The following is an 18,924-nucleotide window of genomic DNA, read 5'->3' as shown; positions in this document are numbered from 1 at the left end:
GTCACCGCAGGCAGGACGCAGGACCAGGAACGAAGGTAAGTCGCATGACCACACTGTTGGACAGCTACCGCGAGCACATCGTCAACGCGCACAAGCAACCGCTGTTCCTGCTGCTGGTCGGCTTCATCACGTCGTTCGTCTTCATCCGGTTCAGCGTCCGGATGATCCGCGCCCAGGTGCGCTGGTGGCCCGGCAACGTGACCCCCGGCGGCCTGCACATCCACCACATGGTGTTCGGCCTGGGCTTCCTGCTGCTCGGCGGCATCGGGGTGTTCGCGACCTACGGCGGGCAGCCGTGGATGGACTGGTTCGGGCTGGCCTTCGGCATCGGCTGCGGCCTGGTGCTGGACGAGTTCGCGCTGATCCTGCACCTGGACGACGTGTACTGGAGCGAGCAGGGCCGCAAGTCGGTGGACGCGGTGATCTTCGGGATCCTGTTCACCGCCCTGCTGCTGATCGGGTACGTGCCGTTCGGCGCGCTGCCCGGCGAGGACACCAGGTGGGGCCTGATCACGGTCATCTCGGTGAACGCGCTGGCTTCGGTGATCACCCTGATCAAGGGGAAGATGTGGACCGGCCTGCTCGGGATCATGGTCCCCGGTCTGTCCTGGATCGGCGCGATCCGGCTGGCCCGGCCGAGCAGCCCCTGGGCCCGCTGGCGGTACTCCGCGCGCCCCCGCCGCCGGGCGCGCGCGCTGCGGCGCGAGCGCCTGCTGCACCGGCGCGCCGACCGGGCCCGCACCTGGCTCTTCGACCTGATCGCCGGCGCCCCCGACAAGGTGCCCGCCAACCACCCCGCCGCCCACCGGGTCGCCGAGCGGATGGCCGCCCGGGCCACCGCCCACCTCGATGCGCACGCCGCGCGGGGGCTGGCCCGCCGCCGGGCCAGGCTGGCCGACCGCCGCTCGGCGGCCGCCGCCGGCGCCACGGCCAAGCCCCCGACCGGGGACGGCCAGACGTCCACGGCCGGTCCGGTCCGCACCCACCGGGCGCAGCAGCGCCGCCGTACGGTCCGGGCCGGGCGCAGCCGGACCTACGCCGTCGGTCCGACCGGGCTGGAGCGCCGTCCCGAGCGACACCCCCGGCTGCGGACGCACACCCGTCGGGTCCGCCGGTAGTTCGTGCACCGCGGCCGTCCGGCCGGAGTCGCGTTCGGATCGGATCATCTGATGGTCACTCGACCGGCGGAGCGCTTTGCCGATGCGCAGGCCGCCGGAATTGAGAACATGACGCCATGTGACCGTTCTGTCACATGAGGGGATGATTCGTCGGACTCCCTGCCGCCCGGCCGCCCGCCGCCCGTGCGCCGTGCGCCGTCCGCCGCCGTCCCCTCCGGACCCGTGAGAAGGGACGTCGCGTGGCGCGCAGGCTCCTGCCGACCCTCCTGTTGTCGCTCACCGCCCTGTTCGGGCTGCTCCCCACCGCCCAGGCCGTCGCGGCCGACGGCGATCCGGCGGCCGGCCGGGCCCGGGGCGAGGAGCCGTACCCGAGCACCGGGGCGATCGACCGCGTTCGGGCCGAGGCCGACGGCAAGGCCTCCTCGGTCGCCGTTCTGGAGACGGCGCTCACCGCCGCTCGGACCGACCTGGACCGGGCCGGGCGCAGCGCCGGACACGCCATCGAGGCCTACAACGGCGCCCGGCTCGCCCTCACCCGGGCCCGGGCGGAGGAGAGCGCCGCCGCGCGGCGCGCCGCCGTCGCCGAGGCCGAACGGTCGGCCGCCGCCGAGGACGCCGCCCGGCTCGCCGCCGAGACGTACCGTCAGGGCGCGGGCGCCGAACTGTCCGCGCTCAACGCGCTGCTCGGCTCCCACGGCGCGCGCGAGGCCGGTGACCGCGCCGCCGCGGTCCGCCAGGCCAGCGAGCGCACCCGGCAGGTCCTGGACGCCGCCACCTCCACGGCCGCCGTCGCCCGGAGCGCCTCCGCCGCCGCCCGCACCGCCACCGGGGCAGCCGAGAAGGCCGCCGCCGAGGTCGGCGCGGCCCGGGCCCGGGCCGAGGAACGGCTGGCCGCCCAGCAGGGCGAGGTGGCCGCCGCCACCCGGCACCGCGAGCAGCTGCTCACCGAGCTGGCCGGCGCCCGGAACACCACCGTCGAGCTGGAACGCAGGCGCCGCGAGGCGCTGGAGGCGATCGCCGCCCGCGAGGCCGAGGCCGCAGCCAGGGCCGCCGCCGAGCAGGCCGCCCGGGAGGCGGAGGCCGCCGACGCCGCGGCAGCCGCCGCCAAGGCCTCCGCCGTGCCGCCGGTCGAACCGGCCGCACCGGCGCCCGCACTCCCGCCCGCACCGGCGCCCGACGTTCCGCCCGCACCGGCGTCCGCCGAGCTCTCCGCCGAGCCGTCCGCGATGCCGTCCGCCGAACCGCCGGCCGAGCGGCCGTGGTCCGCCGAGGGCGCGGCCGCGGCGGTCGCCTTCGCCAAGTCCAAGATCGGCCTGCCCTACGTCTGGGGCGGCGAGGGGCCGGGCGGCTACGACTGCTCCGGGCTGACCATGATGGCCTGGCGCGAGGGCGGTCGGCAGCTCAACCACTTCGCGGCCGACCAGTACGCTCAGAGCACGCGGATCGGCTACCGCCAGCTGCGCCCCGGGGACCTGGTCTTCTGGACGGACACCGGGCAGGCCGCCGACATCTACCACGTGGGGCTCTACATCGGCGACGACCAGATGATCGAGGCCCCGCGGGCGGGCATGCCGATCAAGCAGGCCAGCCTCTGGATCATGGGCACCCCGGACTTCTACGCCCGGCCGTGAGCACCGGCCGTGAGCACCGGCCGCGAGCACCGGCTGTGATCACCGATCGCGTCATCGGTCGAGCAGGACGCCCAGTTCCTCCCGGCGGGCGCGCAGCCCGAGGCCGGTCCAGATCCAGGCCGCGCAGAGCGGGAGCGTCAGCAGGACGACCGCGACCGCCCCGCCGATCCGGCCGATGACCTCGGAGTCGCAGACCTCCTGCAGGTGGAAGCTGCCCGGCGCGTAGAAGGCCGGGGAGCCGCAGTCCCCGCCGGCCGAGGAGAGGAGCAGCCAGGCCGCCCAGAGCCAGCCGGCGACCGTCAGTGCGCCCAGCGCCTTCACCGTGGTGCTCCGGCCCTCGTACTCCTTCAGCCTGCGGAGGTACTCGTCGTCCATGGCTCCCCCCTCGGGAGATCGTCCGTCCGTCACGTGGATGAGGGCACGAGGATGGCAGGAAGGCGATCCCCGCCACCAATGTCGGTGGTCGGGGTTAGCGTGGCCGCTCGACCGTTCTGAGGAGGCGTCATGCTGCTGCGCGATGTTCGGGCGGAGGATGTCGAGGCCTACATCCGGATGCGCTGCGACCCGGTGATGATGGCCGAGCTGGGCGGGCCGTTGCCCCGGGAACGGGTGGAGGAGCGGCTGCGCAAGGACGTGGTCGAGGCGGCGGCGGACCGCTGCTGGGTCAAGATGATCGTCCCGGACGGCTCCGGGGACGGCGAGGCCGCGGGCACGGTCAACCTCTGGTCGGGCGAGGAGGACGGCGAGACGGTCTCCGAGATCGGCTGGATGGTGCTGCCCGCCTACCAGGGCCGCGGGCTCGCCAAGCGGGCCGTCCGCCGGGTGCTGGACGCCGCGGCCGCGGACGGCCGCTGGGGCGAGGTGCACGCCAACCCCGGGGTGGCCAACGGCCCGTCCAACGGGATCTGCCGGGCGCTGGGCTTCCGGCTGCTCGGCGAGCGGGACCTGGGCTTCGCGGACCGGGTCCTGCGGACCAACCACTGGGTGGTGGTGCCGGGGGAGCACGTCGGGTCGGACACGGAATAAATCGGGTGCTGCCGCCGGGGGGCCGCCGTACCGTGGCCCCATGGGCAACAGCATCGATCACGCGACCGTCGACACCGTGGACGGGCTCCGGGTTCGGGCCGTCTCCGAGGACGAGGTGCCGGCCTGGGACCGCGCGCTGGCCCTCGGATTCCTGCGCCCGCACGTGGCGAGCGCGGCGGACGTGCGCCGTCGGCAGTGGCAGCCGGGCCGGCTGCTGGCCGGCTTCGACGGCGACCGTCAGATCGCCACCTTCCGCAGCTTCGACGCCGAGTTGACCGTCCCCGGCGGGGCCGTCATCACGGCCGACGCCATCAGCCACGTCACGGTCAGTGCCACCCACCGCCGCCGGGGCCTGCTCAGCACCATGATGCGCCGGGACCTCGCGGCCGCCGCCGGGCGCGGTACGGCCGTCGCCATCCTGATCGCCGCGGAGTACGGCATCTACGGCCGGTTCGGCTTCGGCCCGGCCACCCGGGGCGCCGGCTTCCGGGTCGACCTGCGCCGCGCCCGCGGCCTGCGCGAGGGCCTGCCGGGCGTCCCCGGCGGCCGGATCGACTTCGTCACCATGGCGGAGCTGCGCGAACTGGGCCCCGGCCTGCACGACCGCTGGCGGCGTACCCAGCCGGGCGCGATCGACCGCGACGAGCTGTGGTGGCAGCGCAGCACCGGCGAGCTCCGGGTGCCCGGCTTCGACTTCAAGGAGCCGTTCGCGGCCGTCCACCGGGACGCCGACGGCGCGGTCACCGGTCTGGTGGTCTACCGGGTCGACGACAAGTGGGACGGCGACTACCCCGACTGCACGCTCACCGTCGAGGAGTTCACCGCCCTCGACCTGCCCACCACGGTCGAGCTCTGGCGCTTCCTGTTCTCCGTCGACTGGGTGGCCCGGATCGCGGTGGCCAACGCCTCCCCGGACGACCCGCTGCCGCTGCTGCTCCGGGACCGGCGCGCGGCCACCCCGCACGAGGAGAGCTCGGACTACCTGTGGCTGCGCGTGCTGGACGTCGAGGCCGCCTTCGCCGCCCGGACGTACGCCGCCCCCGGCCGGGTGGTGCTGGAGGTCGACGACAAGCTCGGCTTCGCGTCCGGCCGTTGGGCGCTGGAGGCCGCTGCGGACGGCACCGGCCGCTGCACCCGCACCACGGACGACGCCGACCTCGCCCTCGGGGCGACGGAGTTGGGCTCGCTCTACCTCGGCGCGGAGACGGCCCCGAGACTGGCCGCTGCTGCGCTGGTCACCGAGTTGCGCCCGGGGGCGGCCGCCGCAGCGGACCTGCTGCTGCGCACTCCGCTGCAGGCCTGGAACCCGGACAACTTCTGAGCCGCATCGATCACCCCCGATCCGCCGGGACGCGACATCCCGGGAATCCGGCGGGACGCGACGGAGGCCGGCCCCGCCGTGGGGCCGGCCTCCGTCGTCTCCGATTCGTCTCCGTCGGCCGCTACTTGACGGCCGTCTTGCCGATGGTCGGCAGGATGAAGTCCTGGATCAGGCCCTTGGCGTCCCGGACGATCGGCCGGAAGACCCGGTAGCGCGACAGGTTGATCACCCGGGCCGCCAGCGGCGTGGAGCGCCGGACGAACTCCCTGGTCCGCTCGGTGTCCGGGGTGCGGTCGAAGACCCAGTAGAGCACCACGATCATCAGGTGCAGCCACAGCACGTCGGGCAGTAGCTCGACCAGTTCGGCGTCCAGCTTGGGCGCCAGTTCCGAGCCCTGCAGGACCTCGCGGAACAGTGCGACCGCCGTGGCCCGGGCCGGGTGGGACTCGTTGGAGAACGGGCTCAGCGAACTGGTCGGGTCGGCGGCGGTGCGGAAGAACTGCGCGGAGAACTCGTGGTACGGCGCGGCGGTGTCGAGCCAGGAGGTGAGCGCGATCTGCAGCCGCTCGGAGAAGTCCCGGGTGTGGGCCATGCGACGCCTGGCGTCCTCCGCGTGGTCGTAGGTCATCCGGTCGTAGAACCCCTGGATCAGGAATTCCTTCGCCGAGAAGTAGTAGTAGGCGTTGCCCACCGACACGCCCGCCTCGGTGGCGATGGCGCGCATGGTGGTCTTCTCGTAGCCCCGCTCCTGGAACAGCCGCATGGCCGTCTCCAGGATCAGCGCCCGGGTCGCCTCACTCTTGTCGGTCTTCGGCTGCGCCCGGCCGCCGGGCATGGGCCCGCCCTCCGTGCCGGGCGCGGCCGAGTCCTCGGCCGTACCGTTCTCGCCGTCCGTTCGGTTCGTCGCTGCCAGGTCGTCCACGGGAACGAGCCTAGCCGGAGACCAGGTTCCAGCCGGTGTCGGTGTTCGTGGCACCGGGTGTCCCCTCCGTACCCGGTGCCACGACCACCACCCCCCGTGATTCGAACACGTTCAAAAGGTTGGCAGAACTGTAGACGCTTCGGTTGAACATGTTCAACTCCATCTGTGTGGGAGGGTGGTCACATGATCAGGGCAGGAGAGGTCGTCATCCGGCGCGGCGGGACGCAGGACTCGGAGTCGATCGCCGAGCTGCACGCCCACAGTTGGCGTACCGCCTACCTGGGGATCGTCCCGGAGGAGGCGCTCGGCGACGGGATGGTCGGCCAGCGGCGCGAACTGTGGGAGCTGCGCCTGGACGCGGACTACGGCGAGCCGGAGAACACGCCCGAACTGCTGGTGGCCGAACGGGACGGGGAGCCGGCCGGGTTCGTCTACCTCGTCCCGCAGCCGGACGGCCGGGTGCTGATCGACAACCTGCACGTGCGCCCCGGTCTGACTGGTGGCGGCATCGGCCGCGTGCTGCTGGCTGCGGCCCGTGCCTTCGTCGCCGAGCGGCACCCCGGGGCGGAGCTGTTCCTGGAGGTGCTGCGCGACAACACCCGCGCGATCGCCTTCTACGAGCGCGAGGGCGCCGTGCGGGTCCGGGCACAGGAGGGTGTCTTCCCGGGCGGCTTCCTGCTGCCCGAGTACGTGTACGCCTGGCCGGGTCGGTCGGAGTCGTAGCCGGGCCGACGGGGACAGGGGCGGAGTTCGGGATTTCAGGGACGGGGCTCAGGGCCGGGAAGGGCCCCGAGCGGGGAGGTCAGTCGACGTCGTAGACGGTCACGGGCACGCCGCGCGCCGCCAGCCGGGCCGTGACCAGCGGCTCGACCTTCGCCCAGCGCCCGCCCGCCAGTCCGCAGCCGATCCGCGGCATGTGGACGGAGGCGCCGAGCCCGAGCGCGTGCTCGGCCAGGGCGGCCAGCCCGGTGTCGATCGCCTCGTACCGGACCGGCACCCCGGAGGAGCGCCCCGTCCGGATGCCGCGTTGGCCGACCAGGTTGGCCACCCAGACGTACGGCTCGACCTGCACCAACTGCAGGGCGCCGAGGCCGAAGTCGTTCTTCGCCCGCTCCCGGTGCCAGCGTCGGAACGCGGCCTCGGGCTCGGGCCAGCGTCTGGAGAGCGCGAGCACGAAGCCCTTGCCCCAGCCGCCGAGATCGTTGCAGACGTGCGCGATCACCTTCACGCCCTTGCCGAGGGGCGTGGTGGCATCGCCTCGGACGTAGGTGATTTCCGCCATGACTCGAAGTTAGACGGAGGCACTGACAACCCGCTCGGGATTTTTCGCCGCGGCGTCAGCCGCGCGACCCGGAGTCGCGCCCTCCGGGGCCGAGTCCTCCGGAGCCGCCGTCGACGGCCGGGCTGTCCGCAGGTGTCGCCGACCGGCGAGCGCGATCAGCAGCGCGAGCCCGGCGGCCGAGGCGGGCAGCGCGTAGCCGGTGCCGGGGGCGGCGTGCTCGGCGATCGTTCCGGCGAGCGCCGCGCCGGCCGAGATGCCGACCACGATGCCGGACACCGCCATCGCCATCCCCTCGTTGAACTGCCGCTGCGGCAGCAGCTCCTGGACCAGCGTCATCCCGGTCACCATGGTCGGCGCGGTGGCCGTGCCGGCCGCGAACAGCACCACCCCGAGCACGCCGAGCCCGGCTCCGCCCAGCCCGGCGGCGAGCGGCAGCAGCAGCACCCCGACCATCGCCGACGCCCCCGCCAGGAAGCGCGTGCCCGGCGCCCGGCGCGGCGTCAGCAACCCGAACAGCAGCCCCGCCACACAGGATCCGGCCGCGACCAGGCCCAGCAGCGCGCCGGCCGCCGCCTTGTGCCCCAGCGCGTCGGCGTACGCCACGGTGGTGATCTCGGTCGCGCCGAAGACCATGCCGGTCGCCAGGAAGGTCAGCACCAGGACGCGCAGCCCGGGCACCCGCAGCGGGGAGCCGTGCCGCTGCCCGGCCGGCGTCCGCCGCGCGGTCGTGGCGGGGGGCAGCGGCGGTTCGGTGCGCCGCTGGGCGGCGAACAGCAGGGCGCCGGCGGTGCCGAGCGTGCCGGCGGTGACCAGCCCGGCCTCCGGGGCGAGCGTGGTGCAGAGCAGCATCGCGAGCACCGGCCCGGCCATGAAGCAGAGTTCGTCCAGCGCCTGTTCGAAGGAGTTGGCCAGGTGCCGGGCGGCCGGGTCGTCCCGGTACAGGTGCGCCCACCGGGAGCGGGCCATGCCGCCGAGGTTGGGCGTGGCGGCGCAGGCCGCGGAGCAGAGGTACAGCGTCCAGTCCGGCGCGCCGAACCGGACGCAGAGCAGCAGCCCGGTGAGCGGGACGGCGTTGTACAGCGCGGCCGGCACCGTCACCCGCGCCTGCCCGTACCGGTCCACGAGCCGTCCGATCAGCGGCATCCCGATCGCGCCGGTGACCAGTCCGGCCGCGGAGACCGTCCCGGCCAGCCCGTACGAGCCGCGCCGCTCGGAGAGCAGCACCACCAGCGAGACGCCGGTCATCGACAGCGCGACCCGGCCGAACAGCCCGGCCAGGGTGAAGGCGGCGGCGCCGGGGGCCGCGAACAGCCGCCGGTAGGAGATACGGGCGGGGCGGGGACCGGCGGGGACGGCGCGCGGGGGCAATCGGGCTCCTGAACAGGAAGAAGGGGGGATGCCCCACAGCCTCGCGGCAGCGGAGGGGCGCCGTCCAACACCTGTTCCGCCGCACTGACAACACGCTGTTGTTAATCTGCCGCCCATGCCCCGTGACCTGCACCCCCGCCTGCTCCGCGGCTTCGTCGCGACCGCCGAGGCCCTGCACTTCGGCCGGGCCGCCGAGCGGCTGCACATCGCCCAGCAGGCGCTCAGCCGGGACATCCGCGCACTGGAGGGGCTGCTCGGCACCGCGCTGTTCACCCGGACCACCCGCAGCGTCGACCTCACCCCGGCCGGACAGCGACTGCTGCCCCGGGTCCGCCGGCTCCTCGCCCTGCACGACGAGATCCTCGCCGACGCCGGCGGAGGCACCGCGGCCCGGCCGCTGCTGCTCGACCTCAACAGCGACGTCACCGGCCCGGACCTCACCGCCGACCGGGTGCTCGAACGGGCCCGCGCCGCCTGGCCCGAGGGCGAGTTGCTGGCCCGCTTCCACGGCGGCCTGGCCGCGGCCGCCGCCGAACTGCTGGCCCACCGGCTGGACGCCTCGTTCGGCCGGTTCGCCGGGCTGCCCGCCCCGGTGCGCGGCCGACTCGTCCAGCTGCCGGTCCGGTTGGAACGGGTCTCGGTGATGATGGCGGACACCCATCCGCTGGCCGACCGCCCGGCACTGCGCCCGGCCGACCTGGTCGGGCACCCCGTCGACATCTGCGCGGGCAACCCGGCCACCACCGAGTGGGCCGACCTCGGCGCCCGGCTGCTGCGCGAACACGGCCTGACGGCGGCGGACCCGTACGTCCCGCCGGTCGGCGTGGACGAGACCGCCCGCTACCTCGCCCGGCACGGCGATCCGATGCTGACCACGGTCGGCGGGCCGAGGATCCCCGGCACGGTGAACGTGCCGCTGGTGGACCCGGTGCCGCTGAGCCTGGTCAGCCTGGTGCACCGGCCCGACGAGCACCACCCGGGGCTGCGCGCGCTGGCCGACGCGGCCGCCCGACTGGGCGCGGTCGAGGGCTGGCTGCGCCGCCCGCCGGGCAGCTGGCTGCCGGACGCCGACGCGGCGCTGCTCCCGGCCGGGTGACGCGGCTCGGCCTGACGCGCGGAGCCGGCCCGTGCCGGGCCCGACCGGGACACGGGGGCCGGCGGGCACGAGGGAGCCGGCAGGGGCACGGGGGCACGGGCCCCGACCGGGACAAGGGAACCGCCCCTGCCTCGGGGGGAGGGGCAGGGGCGGCGTACGGGGGCGGGCTGGGCCCGCCGGTGGGGGCCCGGGTCAGGCGGCCTTGACGGCGGAGATGTCGAAGTTGAGCTTGACCTTCTCGCCGATCAGCACGCCGCCGGTCTCCAGCGCCGCGTTGTAGGTCAGCCCGAACTCGGTGCGGTCGACGACGGCCTTGCCCTCGAAGCCGACCCGCTCGGCGCCGTAGGCGTCGGTGGCGCTGCCGGTGTACTCCAGGTCCAGGACGACCGGGCGGGTGGTGCCCTTGATGGTGAGCTCGCCGGTCATCCGGTAGGCGTGGTCGCCGAGCGGCTCGGCGGAGGTGCTGCGGAAGCGGATCTCCGGGTGGGCGTCGGCGGCGAAGAAGTCGCCGGTGCGCAGGTGCTCGTCGCGCTGGGTCTGGTTGGTGTCGATGCTGGCGACCTTGATCACCAGGTCGGCCGAGGAGTTGTGCGGCGTGGTGCCGTCCAGGTGCAGCTTGCCGTCGTACTCGGTGAAGCGGCCCTTGACGTTGGTCACCATGGCGTGGCGCACCGAGAAGCCGATCTCGCTGTGCGTGGTGTCGACCGCCCAGTCGCCGGTGAGGTGGGCGAGGTCGGTGCCGGCCGGGGTCTGGACAGCGGCGGCGGTGGCGGGAACGGCGGTCTTGGTGCGGTTGAAAAGGCCCATGGCTCCTCCTCGGGTCCGAAGCCATTTGTTTAGGCTTCAACTTGTTGACTCCAGCGTAGGACAGTTTCGTTCAACTTTCAACCATGAGTCTCGGGCGAGTCCCGGACTTCATCCGAACGGCCCAGCGGACCGGCTCTGTCAGCCCTCCCGACTAGGCTGCGAAGGACGGTCCCCACCCGCTCGGAAGGCCCCCGATGTTCGTCCTGCACGCGCTCTGGCGGACGGACGGGCAGCTGGCGCTCTGGGCCGAGGACGCCCGCGCCCACCCCGGCACCGCCCACCCCGGTGCCGCCGCCCACCCCGGCACCGCCGAGTCGCCGCCCGACCGGCCCCTCCCGCGCGCCCACCCGTACGCCTGCCCGCCCGGCGAACTGGCCGCCGTGCTCGGCGGCATCGGCCCCGGCCTCGGCTGGCTCGCCGGACAGGCCCCCGAGCGCTGGGCCACCCTGCTGCTGCCCACCATCGGCTCGGCCCCCGCGCCCTCGCCCGACCTGCCCGTCACCCCGCCGCGCGGCGGTGCGGTGCTCGCCCCCTGGCGGGTGCCGGCCCTGCTCTTCGACGCCGGCGCCGCCGCCCAGCTGCTCGGCGAGGTCTTCGACCCGCACTGGGCCGTCACCAGCACCGACCTGCCCGGTGCCGGGCGCGTCGAGGTCGTCCACGGCCCCTCACTGCGCTGGCTCACCGGGGTGCACGACCTCGCCTGGCGGGCGGTCGGCCGGGGCCGGGTGCTGCCGCTGCCCGTCCTGGCCGACCGCCGCCCGCAGGCCCGCTGGCGGCCCGACCCCACCCCGGCCGGGCGCCGCGAGGCCGCCGCGCTCGCCGCCGGGTGCCCGCCCGTCCTGCTGGGGGAGTGGCCGCACGGCGCCGGCACCGGAGAGGCACTGCTGGGTGCCGCGCTGGGTGCGCTGGTGGACGCCGAGGCCCGCGCCGCCCTGGCCTCCGCGCCGCCCCTCCTCCCGGGCAAGGGCGGGACGGCCCCCCGGGAAGCCGTCGCCGAGCGCTGGCTGCACGCCCTCACCACCCCCGACGGCCTCCTCGGCGACGTCCCGGCCGAGGGCTTCGCCGAGCTGCGCCGCCGGGTCGCCGCCTGGTACGCCGCCGCCGAGCCCACCGACCCCGCACTGCGGCTCTGCTTCCGCCTGGTCGAGCCGCTCGGCCCCGACCCCGACGACCCCGCGGGCAGCCCCTCCGACGACGCCTGGCGGCTGGAGTTCCTGCTCCAGGCGGTGGACGAGCCGTCCCTGCTGGTCCGCGCCGCGGACCTGCACGAGGGCGGGGCCGCGCACGCCGCCCTCGCCCGCAAGGCCGACGACCCGGCCGACGTCCTGGTCGCCGAACTCGCCCGCGCCGCCCACCGCTGGCCCGCCCTGGACGCCCTGCGCCACCGCTCCCGCCCGTCCGCGCTGCCGCTGGACCGGGCGGGCGCACTGGACTTCCTGCGCACCGGCGCGCCCGAACTCGCCGAGGGCGGCTTCGGTGTGCTGCTGCCCGCCTGGTGGCGCCGCCGCCCCCGGCTCGGGCTCGCCCTGCGCGCCACCACCCCACCCGCGCCCGGCTCGCTCGCGGTCTCCGCCCAGGTCGACCGGGACACCGTGGTCGCCTTCCGCTGGCAGGCCGCGCTCGGCCCGGACGGCGCCCCGCTCACCGAGCAGGAGCTGGCCGAACTGGCCGCCGCCAAGCAGGGGCTGGTGCGGGTGCGCGGCACCTGGCTGGAGGCCGACCCGGCCCAGATCGCCGCCGCGCTCGCCTTCCTCGCCGACCGGCGCGACGGCGTGCCCGCCACCGCCGACGTCCTGCGGCTCGCCCTCGACCCGCAGGCCTCGGTCGCCGGGCTGCCGGTCGTGTCCGTGCAGCTCGACGGCCCGCTCGGCGACCTGCTCGCCGGGCGCGCCGACGCCGCGCCCGCACCGGTGCTGCCACCGGACTTCCGGGCCGTGCTGCGCCCGTACCAGGAGCGCGGGCTGGCCTGGCTGCGGACGATGTCCGGGCTCGGCCTCGGCGCCGTCCTGGCCGACGACATGGGGCTCGGCAAGACCGTCCAGACCCTCGCCCTGCTGGCCGTCGAGCAGGCCGAGCACGCCGAGCGGGCCGGGCGGGCCGAGCAGGCCGAGCCGTCCGGGGGCAGCGCCGGCCCCACCCTGCTGGTCTGCCCGATGTCCCTGGTCGGCAACTGGCAGCGCGAGGCCGAGCGCTTCGCCCCCTCCCTGCGGCGGTACGTCCACCACGGCGCCGGCCGCCTGGGCGCCGGGCAACTCGCCGACGCCGTACGGTCCGCGGACCTCGTCATCACCACCTACGGGCTGGTCCAGCGCGACCTAGCCGCCCTGCGGGCGATCCGCTGGCGCCGGGTGGTCGCCGACGAGGCCCAGCACATCAAGAACACCGGCACCGCGCAGTCCCGGGCGATCCGCGCCCTGCCCGTCACCCGCCACCGGATCGCGCTCACCGGCACCCCGGTGGAGAACCGGCTCTCCGAACTGCACGCCGTCCTGGACTTCGCCAACCCCGGTCTGCTCGGCCCGGCCGAGCGCTTCAAGGAGCGCTACGCGATCCCGGTCGAGCTGCACCGCAGCCCCGAGCGCACCACCGAACTCCGGCGCCGCACCGCGCCGTTCGTGCTGCGGCGGCTCAAGTCCGACCCGGCGGTGGCGGCCGAGCTGCCCGCGAAGCAGGAGATGACCGTCTGGTGCAACCTCACCGCCGAGCAGGCCGGCCTCTACCAGGCCGTGGTCGCCGACCTGCTGCGCCGGGTCGAGGGGATCCGGGGCGTGGAGCGGCGCGGCACGGTGCTGGCGGCGATCGGCAAGCTCAAGCAGGTCTGCAACCATCCGGCCCAACTGCTGCACGACGGATCGGCGTTGGGCGAGCGCTCGGGCAAGGTCGTCCGGCTGGCCGAGCTGCTGGAGGAGGCGTCGGCCGAGGGTGACCGGACGCTGGTCTTCACCCAGTACGCCGAGTTCGGTGCGATGCTCCGCCCGTACCTGGAGCGCAGGCTCGGCGAGGAGGTGCTCTACCTGCACGGCGGTGTGCCCCGGGCGCGTCGCGAGGAGTTGGTCGAGCGCTTCCAATCCCCGGACGGGCCGCGGGTGTTCCTGCTCTCGCTGCGGGCCGGCGGCACCGGTCTCAACCTGACCGCCGCCAACCAGGTGATCCACGTGGACCGCTGGTGGAACCCGGCGGTCGAGGAGCAGGCCACCGACCGCGCCTTCCGGATCGGCCAGCGCCGGGACGTCCAGGTCCGCCGACTGGTCTGCGTCGGCACCGTCGAGGAGCGGATCGACGAACTCCTCACCACCAAAAGGTCGTTGGCCGAGACGGTGGTGGGGGAGGGGGAGCACTGGCTCACCGACCTGCCGACCGACGCGCTGCGCGAACTGGTCGCCCTCGCCCGGGAGGACGCCGTGGCCGAGGACGACGCCCCGGCCCTCGACGTTCCGGCCCGGGGCGCCGCAGCTCGGGACAGCGCAGCCCGGGGTTCCGTGACGGAGGAGAACGCGTGACCGAGCAGCCGGCCCCCGTGGTCAACGTCGCCGCCTACTGGCGCGGCGACTTCACCCTGAACCCGGCCCCGCCCGAGGACGGCCCGGACCGGCCGGACGAGCCCTCGCCGCGCCGGCTCGGCCGCTCCGGCATCACCGTCCACGGCCGGGACCTCGCCGTCCTGCTCGCCCCCGCGTACGAGGCCTTCCTGGACTGAGGGCCGCCACTACCGTGCGGTAACGTCCCGGGGGTGACCGACAGCAACGACACCCGGCCGTCCGGCGACCGGCCGGCCGACACCCGGCTGGCCGACTTCGAGCGGCACCGGCGGATGGTCTTCGGCATCGCCTACCGGATGCTCGGCAGCGTCGCCGACGCCGAGGACCTCGTCCAGGACACCTGGCTGCGCTGGAGCCGGGTCACCGGCGAGGTCGCCAGCCCCGGCGGCTTCCTGGCCCGTACGGTCACCAACCTCGCCCTCAACCGGCTGGACTCGGCCGTCGTCCGCCGCGAGTCCTACGTCGGCCCGTGGCTGCCCGAGCCGCTGGTCGCCGAGCCGGACGCGACCGACGGCGTCGAGCGGGCCGAGACCGTGTCGCTCGCCCTGCTGGTGGTGCTGGAGAGCCTGTCCCCGCTGGAGCGGGCGGTGTTCGTCCTCAAGGAGGCCTTCGGCTTCTCCTACCAGGAGATCGGCGAGGCCCTGGACCGCACCGAGACCGCCTGCCGGCAGGTCGGCAGCCGGGCCCGGGCGCACGTCCGCGCCCGCCGGCCCCGCTACGACGCCCCGCCCGAGCTGCGCCGACGCGCCACCGACCGGTTCCTGGCGGCCTGCGTCGGCGGCGACCTCAACCGGATGCTGGAACTGCTCGCCCCGGACGTCACCACCTGGAGCGACGGCGGCGGCGTCATCCGCGCCGCGCTGCGCCCGGTCACCGGTGCCGAGAACGTGGCCCGCTTCACCCTCGGCGTGCTCCGCCAGCTGGGCGAGGATGCCGCCGTGCACCCGGTCCTGGTCAACGGCGAGCCCGGCCTGCTGGTCACCGTGGACGGCGCGGTCGACTCCGTCTCGGTGTTCGACTTCGTCGCGGGGACGGACGGCACGCTCCTGATCTCCGCGATCCGCGCCGTCCGCAACCCGCAGAAGCTGACCCACCTGACCGTCCCCGGCACCGGCGCCGAGCGGGCTTGACCCTCGACCAGGTCGAGCCCGCAGAGTCACCGGCATGGAGAGCGAGCTGCACAGCATCGGCGAGCTGGCCCGAGCCAGCGGCCTCGGCGTCGGCACCCTGCGCTACTACGACGGTGCCGAGGTGCTCGCGCCCGCCTGGGTCGACCCGCAGACCGGCTACCGCTGGTACCGGCCGGGCCAGCTCGCCGACGCCCGGCTGCTGGCCCGGCTGCGCCGGGTCGGCCTGCCGCTGGCCGGCATCCGCGCCGTGCTCGGCGCCGCCCCCGGCAGCGGCGACGCCCGCCGGGTGCTCGACGCGCACCTGCGCCGGCTGGAGGACGGCCTCGCCGACGCCCGCCGCGAGCTCTCCCTGATCCGCGCGATGATCGACCAGAGGGAGCAGCCGATGACCACCGACCCCGCCGACCACCGCTCCACCGCCCCGAGTTCCACCACCCCGGGCCCCGCCGCCCCGCGCCTCACCGTCCCGGCCGGTGCGCTGGCCGCCGCCCTGGACGCGGTCCGCTTCGCGGTCGGCGGCGATCCCGAGCTGCCCTCCCTCGCCGGGGTGCTGTTCGAGCCGGACGGCCCGGTACTGCGCCTGGTCGCCACCGACCGCTACCGGATGGCCTTCGCCGAGGTGCCCGCCTCCGGCGACGTGCCGGAGGAGCCCGTGGCCGGCACGATCGTCCCCACCCCGTTGGTGGACGCGCTGCGCGCCCTGCTGGGCCCGGGGGACGCCGAGGTCGCGCTCACCCTCGGCGGCGGCCTGGTCCGCGCCGAGACGGGCGGGCACCGCATCGAGGGCGCCGCCCCGGACCTCGACTACCCCGACCACCGGGCCGTCACCAGGTTCGAACCGGAACACCGGATCACCCTCCCCGCCGCCGACCTGCGCGCCGCCGTCGAGGCCGGGGCCACGCGGACCCTGCCCTCCGGCCCGCACGGCGCCGCGTGCGAGGTCACCGTCCTCACCCTGACCGGTGACGGCCGGCTGGCCGTCGCCGACGACGACGCCCCCGAGGGGTTCCGGGTGGCCGTCAACCGGGACTTCCTCCTCGACGCACTGGACGCCGGGCGCCCCGAGCAGCTCCGGCTCGAACTCGGCGGCCCCATCGCCCCGCTGGCGATCCGCACCCCAGGCCGGGAGGGCACCTTCTCCGTTCTGATGCCCATCCGGCTCCCCGAGCCCGCCTGACCGCACCGGTCAGGTCCTGCCTGCCCGCCTGCCCGCCCGGCCGACGGTGCCCGGCCGGACCGGTCCGGCCGCGCGGAGCTCTGACAGGATCGCCGCATGAGCCAGCGCACCGGTCGCCCCGGGTCCGAGGTCCACGTCCCCGCCCCCGGCGGAGGCCGGATGTGGGCGGCGCGCGACGGCTCCGGCAGCCCGGTGGTGCTGCTGCACGGCTCCGGCATGGATTCCCGGCTGTGGGACGCCGTCCTCCCGGAGCTCGCCCGACACCACGACGTGATCCGCTACGACGCCCGCGGGCTGGGCCGCTCTACCGAGCCGGAGCGGCCGTTCGACGACGTCGAGGACCTGCGCGCCGTCCTGGACCACTTCGGCCTCGCGAGCGCCGCGCTGGTCGGCCTCAGCATGGGCGGGGAGACGGCGCTGGACTTCGCCCTCGCCCATCCGGGCCGGGTGACCGCCCTGGCGCTGGTCGGCGCCTCGGTCAGTGGCCACGACTGGCCGGCGTCCCCCGGGACCACCGCCTACGCCGAGGCCCGCCGACGGGGCGACGCGGCGGCCCTGGCCGAACTGGAGCTGTCCGTCTGGGCCGCCATGGGCCGGACGGCGCCGGGCGGCGAGCTGATCGCGGCGATGGTCGAGGAGAACGCGGCCCGCCGCATCGTCAGCGAGCGCCACCTGGCCGGCGCGCCCGAGCGGTCCGCGGAGTCCCGCCTCGGCGAGGTCGGCGCCCCCACCCTGGTCGTCCACGGGGACCGGGACCACCCCGAGATCGCGGCGATCGCCGAGCGGCTCGCCGCCGGCATCCCGGGCGCCCGGGGCCACCTCGTCCCGGCCGCCGACCACTACCTCCCGCTGCGCACCCCCGAACGGCTCACCGAGCTGCTGCTCGCCCACCTGTCCTGACCGGCCCGCCGGCCCGACACGTTTGCTCGCGCTAGCACCCTGCTTGCATTTGCAAGCAGGGTGCTGCACGCTGTCCGCATGGCCTCACTCAACGTCGGCTCGCTCGGCGAGTACATCCGGGAGCAGCGCCGCAACGCGCAGTACTCGCTGCGGCAGCTGGCGGAGGCCGCCGGCGTGTCCAACCCGTACCTCAGCCAGATCGAGCGCGGGCTGCGCAAACCGAGCGCGGAGATCCTGCAGCAGATCGCCAAGGCGCTGCGGATCTCGGCGGAGACGCTGTACGTCCAGGCCGGGATCCTGGAGGAGCGGCGGGGTGAGGGCCTGGAACTGCGGGCCTCGATCCTGGCCGATCCGCTGATCAACGAGCAGCAGAAGCAGGCGCTGCTCGCGGTCTACGACGCCTTCCTCAAGGAGAACGCCGCTCCGGTCCCCGGTGCGACGACCGACGGCTCAGCCACCCAGAACACCCACCGGGAGGACCGGTAACCATGCCGATCACCGACGAGATCAAGAAGACCCTCAGCGACCCGACCCCGCTGTACGCCCTGGCCGGCGCCGGCGACCTCGCGTACGAGAAGCTGCGCGAGGTGCCGGGCAAGGTCGAGGCGCTGGCGGCGGACCGCAAGGGCACCCAGGAGAAGGCCGGCGCCAGGCTCCAGGAGGCGCAGTCACTGCTGATCGGGGCTCCGGCCAAGGTCGGCGAAGCCGTCAACGCCCTGCCCACCGATCTCAAGACCCTGCAGGAGCGCGCCCAGGGCTTCGCCCTGCAGCAGGTGGGCCGCGCGGTCGAGCTGGCGGTGAAGGCCAAGGAGACGTACGACGAGCTGGCCGAACGTGGCAAGGTCGTGGTGGAGAAGGCCCGCCCGGCCGCGCCGGCCGAGGCCGCCGAACCGGCCGCGCAGCCGGCCCAGGACGAGCCGGTCGTCGAGGCCGAACCGGTGGCGGACGGGGCCGCCGAGCCGGCGCCGAAGAAGTCCGCCCGGGCCCGCAAGTCCGTCGCCGCCGACGCGGAGTGAGCACGGCCCTCCACGGAGGGCACATCCGGTGGCCACGGAACGTTGACACCCGTGCGGGTGGCCGCCGTGCCAGGATGGACGGCGGTCGTGACGCCGGAATCGAGAGACTGAGGAGATCGTGATGGTCGGAGTGCTCCAGATTCTGGCCTTTTCCTACCTGAACCCGATCTGGTGGGCCACGATCGCCATCCTGGCCTACAAGTTGTTCGCCCTGGTCGACGCGGCCACCCGCCGGGAGGACGCGTACCGGGCGGCGGACAAGAAGACCAAGGGGTTCTGGGTCGCGATCCTCGCGATCTCCTTCGGCTGGGACTTCCTGTTCGGGGTGAACTTCTTCACCGGCATCGGCACGCTGGCCGGTCTGGTCGCCTCGATCGTCTACGTGGTGGACGTCCGCCCCGCGATCCGGGCGCTGACCGGAGGCGGCGGCCGGGGCGGCCGGAGCAACACCGGCCCGTACGGCCCCTGGTAGGCCGGAAAGCGACAACGCAGCGGCCCGGGCGGGGAGTTCACCCGCCCGGGCCGCTGCGTGTCCGGTGCCCCGTCGGTCCGCCGGTCTGCCGGTCCGTCGAGCTGCCGGCCTGTCGATCT

At 75.0% G+C, this 18,924-nt stretch carries 19 protein-coding genes; 14 read left to right on the top strand and 5 right to left on the bottom strand.

Translation table 11 applies throughout. From position 1 onward, the window contains the following. The first annotated feature begins 44 nt into the window (after positions 1-44). Both ABT048_RS14590 and ABT048_RS14585 read left to right on the top strand, forming a co-directional pair. A complete protein-coding gene (locus ABT048_RS14590) occupies positions 45-1,118 on the top strand; it encodes a hypothetical protein (protein WP_350521707.1) in 1,074 nt (357 codons plus the stop codon). Positions 1,119-1,357: 239 nt separating this feature from the next. Next, positions 1,358-2,749: a C40 family peptidase gene (locus ABT048_RS14585; RefSeq protein WP_350521706.1), complete on the top strand. Its 1,392-nt coding sequence runs from the start codon at positions 1,358-1,360 to the stop codon at positions 2,747-2,749. 51 nt (positions 2,750-2,800) lie between these two features. Here the strand turns inward: ABT048_RS14585 and ABT048_RS14580 are convergent, their stop codons facing one another. Then, positions 2,801-3,124 (bottom strand): hypothetical protein, encoded by a 324-nt coding sequence (locus tag ABT048_RS14580; protein WP_350521705.1) that lies wholly within the window; start codon positions 3,122-3,124, stop codon positions 2,801-2,803. Between the two features lie 129 nt (positions 3,125-3,253). Here ABT048_RS14580 and ABT048_RS14575 point away from each other — a divergent pair, with 129 nt between their 5' ends. Then, on the top strand, positions 3,254-3,775 hold the full coding sequence (locus ABT048_RS14575; protein ID WP_350521704.1) for a GNAT family N-acetyltransferase: 522 nt from the start codon (positions 3,254-3,256) through the stop codon (positions 3,773-3,775). Between the two features lie 40 nt (positions 3,776-3,815). Continuing rightward, positions 3,816-5,096, top strand: a complete 1,281-nt coding sequence (locus ABT048_RS14570; protein WP_350521703.1) for a GNAT family N-acetyltransferase — start codon at positions 3,816-3,818, stop codon at positions 5,094-5,096. A gap of 121 nt (positions 5,097-5,217) precedes the next feature. On the opposite strand, the gene ABT048_RS14565 is transcribed toward ABT048_RS14570, so the two are convergent. Next, a complete protein-coding gene (locus tag ABT048_RS14565; RefSeq protein WP_350521702.1) occupies positions 5,218-6,018 on the bottom strand; it encodes a TetR/AcrR family transcriptional regulator in 801 nt (266 codons plus the stop codon). Between the two features lie 183 nt (positions 6,019-6,201). Between ABT048_RS14565 and ABT048_RS14560 the strand changes: the two genes are divergently transcribed. Then, positions 6,202-6,741, top strand: coding sequence for a GNAT family N-acetyltransferase (locus tag ABT048_RS14560; protein ID WP_350521701.1), 540 nt, complete (start codon positions 6,202-6,204; stop codon positions 6,739-6,741). 79 nt (positions 6,742-6,820) lie between these two features. Here the strand turns inward: ABT048_RS14560 and ABT048_RS14555 are convergent, their stop codons facing one another. Together ABT048_RS14555 and ABT048_RS14550 are read right to left on the bottom strand one after the other, a co-directional pair. Next, positions 6,821-7,300, bottom strand: a complete 480-nt coding sequence (locus tag ABT048_RS14555) for a macro domain-containing protein (protein ID WP_350521700.1) — start codon at positions 7,298-7,300, stop codon at positions 6,821-6,823. Positions 7,301-7,309: 9 nt separating this feature from the next. After that, on the bottom strand, positions 7,310-8,668 hold the full coding sequence (locus ABT048_RS14550) for an MFS transporter (protein ID WP_350521699.1): 1,359 nt from the start codon (positions 8,666-8,668) through the stop codon (positions 7,310-7,312). 115 nt (positions 8,669-8,783) lie between these two features. Here ABT048_RS14550 and ABT048_RS14545 point away from each other — a divergent pair, with 115 nt between their 5' ends. Continuing rightward, on the top strand, positions 8,784-9,764 hold the full coding sequence (locus ABT048_RS14545) for a LysR family transcriptional regulator (RefSeq protein WP_350521698.1): 981 nt from the start codon (positions 8,784-8,786) through the stop codon (positions 9,762-9,764). Between the two features lie 192 nt (positions 9,765-9,956). On the opposite strand, the gene ABT048_RS14540 is transcribed toward ABT048_RS14545, so the two are convergent. Continuing rightward, positions 9,957-10,571, bottom strand: coding sequence for a YceI family protein (locus tag ABT048_RS14540; RefSeq protein WP_350521697.1), 615 nt, complete (start codon positions 10,569-10,571; stop codon positions 9,957-9,959). A 194-nt stretch (positions 10,572-10,765) separates the two neighbouring features. Here ABT048_RS14540 and ABT048_RS14535 point away from each other — a divergent pair, with 194 nt between their 5' ends. From ABT048_RS14535 to ABT048_RS14500, 8 genes are all read left to right on the top strand, one after another. Continuing rightward, complete coding sequence (locus ABT048_RS14535) at positions 10,766-14,071, top strand: SNF2-related protein (RefSeq protein ID WP_350521696.1); 3,306 nt, start codon at positions 10,766-10,768, stop codon at positions 14,069-14,071. Next, the gene (locus tag ABT048_RS14530) at positions 14,068-14,268 is read left to right on the top strand and encodes a hypothetical protein (RefSeq protein ID WP_350521695.1); all 201 of its coding nucleotides are present in this window, start codon (positions 14,068-14,070) and stop codon (positions 14,266-14,268) included. Before ABT048_RS14535 ends, ABT048_RS14530 begins: the two co-directional genes overlap by 4 nt. Positions 14,269-14,301: 33 nt before the next feature. Next, a complete protein-coding gene (locus tag ABT048_RS14525; protein ID WP_502894009.1) occupies positions 14,302-15,240 on the top strand; it encodes an RNA polymerase sigma-70 factor in 939 nt (312 codons plus the stop codon). 34 nt (positions 15,241-15,274) lie between these two features. Continuing rightward, positions 15,275-16,417, top strand: coding sequence for a DNA polymerase III subunit beta family protein (locus tag ABT048_RS14520; RefSeq protein ID WP_350521694.1), 1,143 nt, complete (start codon positions 15,275-15,277; stop codon positions 16,415-16,417). Between the two features lie 96 nt (positions 16,418-16,513). Then, complete coding sequence (locus tag ABT048_RS14515) at positions 16,514-17,317, top strand: alpha/beta fold hydrolase (RefSeq protein ID WP_350521693.1); 804 nt, start codon at positions 16,514-16,516, stop codon at positions 17,315-17,317. 78 nt (positions 17,318-17,395) lie between these two features. Continuing rightward, positions 17,396-17,803, top strand: coding sequence for a helix-turn-helix domain-containing protein (locus ABT048_RS14510; RefSeq protein WP_350521692.1), 408 nt, complete (start codon positions 17,396-17,398; stop codon positions 17,801-17,803). A gap of 2 nt (positions 17,804-17,805) precedes the next feature. Further along, the gene (locus ABT048_RS14505; RefSeq protein ID WP_350521691.1) at positions 17,806-18,333 is read left to right on the top strand and encodes a hypothetical protein; all 528 of its coding nucleotides are present in this window, start codon (positions 17,806-17,808) and stop codon (positions 18,331-18,333) included. Between the two features lie 121 nt (positions 18,334-18,454). Next, on the top strand, positions 18,455-18,805 hold the full coding sequence (locus ABT048_RS14500; protein WP_350521690.1) for a DUF2516 family protein: 351 nt from the start codon (positions 18,455-18,457) through the stop codon (positions 18,803-18,805). Positions 18,806-18,924: the final 119 nt, after the last annotated feature.

It is taken from the genome of Kitasatospora sp. NPDC096140, from assembly GCF_040303045.1.
Taxonomy (GTDB): domain Bacteria; phylum Actinomycetota; class Actinomycetes; order Streptomycetales; family Streptomycetaceae; genus Kitasatospora.
The sequence above is the reverse complement of the archived record's forward strand: the minus strand, read 5'-3'. Positions and strand labels throughout refer to the sequence as shown.

Coding starts and splice junctions, on each gene's coding strand:
- ABT048_RS14590 (WP_350521707.1), top strand. CDS start 45: ATGACCACACTGTTGGACAGCTACCGCGAGCACATCGTCAACGCGCAC.
- ABT048_RS14580 (WP_350521705.1), bottom strand. CDS start 3,124: ATGGACGACGAGTACCTCCGCAGGCTGAAGGAGTACGAGGGCCGGAGC.
- ABT048_RS14575 (WP_350521704.1), top strand. CDS start 3,254: ATGCTGCTGCGCGATGTTCGGGCGGAGGATGTCGAGGCCTACATCCGG.
- ABT048_RS14570 (WP_350521703.1), top strand. CDS start 3,816: ATGGGCAACAGCATCGATCACGCGACCGTCGACACCGTGGACGGGCTC.
- ABT048_RS14560 (WP_350521701.1), top strand. CDS start 6,202: ATGATCAGGGCAGGAGAGGTCGTCATCCGGCGCGGCGGGACGCAGGAC.
- ABT048_RS14555 (WP_350521700.1), bottom strand. CDS start 7,300: ATGGCGGAAATCACCTACGTCCGAGGCGATGCCACCACGCCCCTCGGC.
- ABT048_RS14545 (WP_350521698.1), top strand. CDS start 8,784: ATGCCCCGTGACCTGCACCCCCGCCTGCTCCGCGGCTTCGTCGCGACC.
- ABT048_RS14540 (WP_350521697.1), bottom strand. CDS start 10,571: ATGGGCCTTTTCAACCGCACCAAGACCGCCGTTCCCGCCACCGCCGCC.
- ABT048_RS14535 (WP_350521696.1), top strand. CDS start 10,766: ATGTTCGTCCTGCACGCGCTCTGGCGGACGGACGGGCAGCTGGCGCTC.
- ABT048_RS14520 (WP_350521694.1), top strand. CDS start 15,275: ATGGAGAGCGAGCTGCACAGCATCGGCGAGCTGGCCCGAGCCAGCGGC.
- ABT048_RS14515 (WP_350521693.1), top strand. CDS start 16,514: ATGAGCCAGCGCACCGGTCGCCCCGGGTCCGAGGTCCACGTCCCCGCC.
- ABT048_RS14510 (WP_350521692.1), top strand. CDS start 17,396: ATGGCCTCACTCAACGTCGGCTCGCTCGGCGAGTACATCCGGGAGCAG.
- ABT048_RS14505 (WP_350521691.1), top strand. CDS start 17,806: ATGCCGATCACCGACGAGATCAAGAAGACCCTCAGCGACCCGACCCCG.
- ABT048_RS14500 (WP_350521690.1), top strand. CDS start 18,455: ATGGTCGGAGTGCTCCAGATTCTGGCCTTTTCCTACCTGAACCCGATC.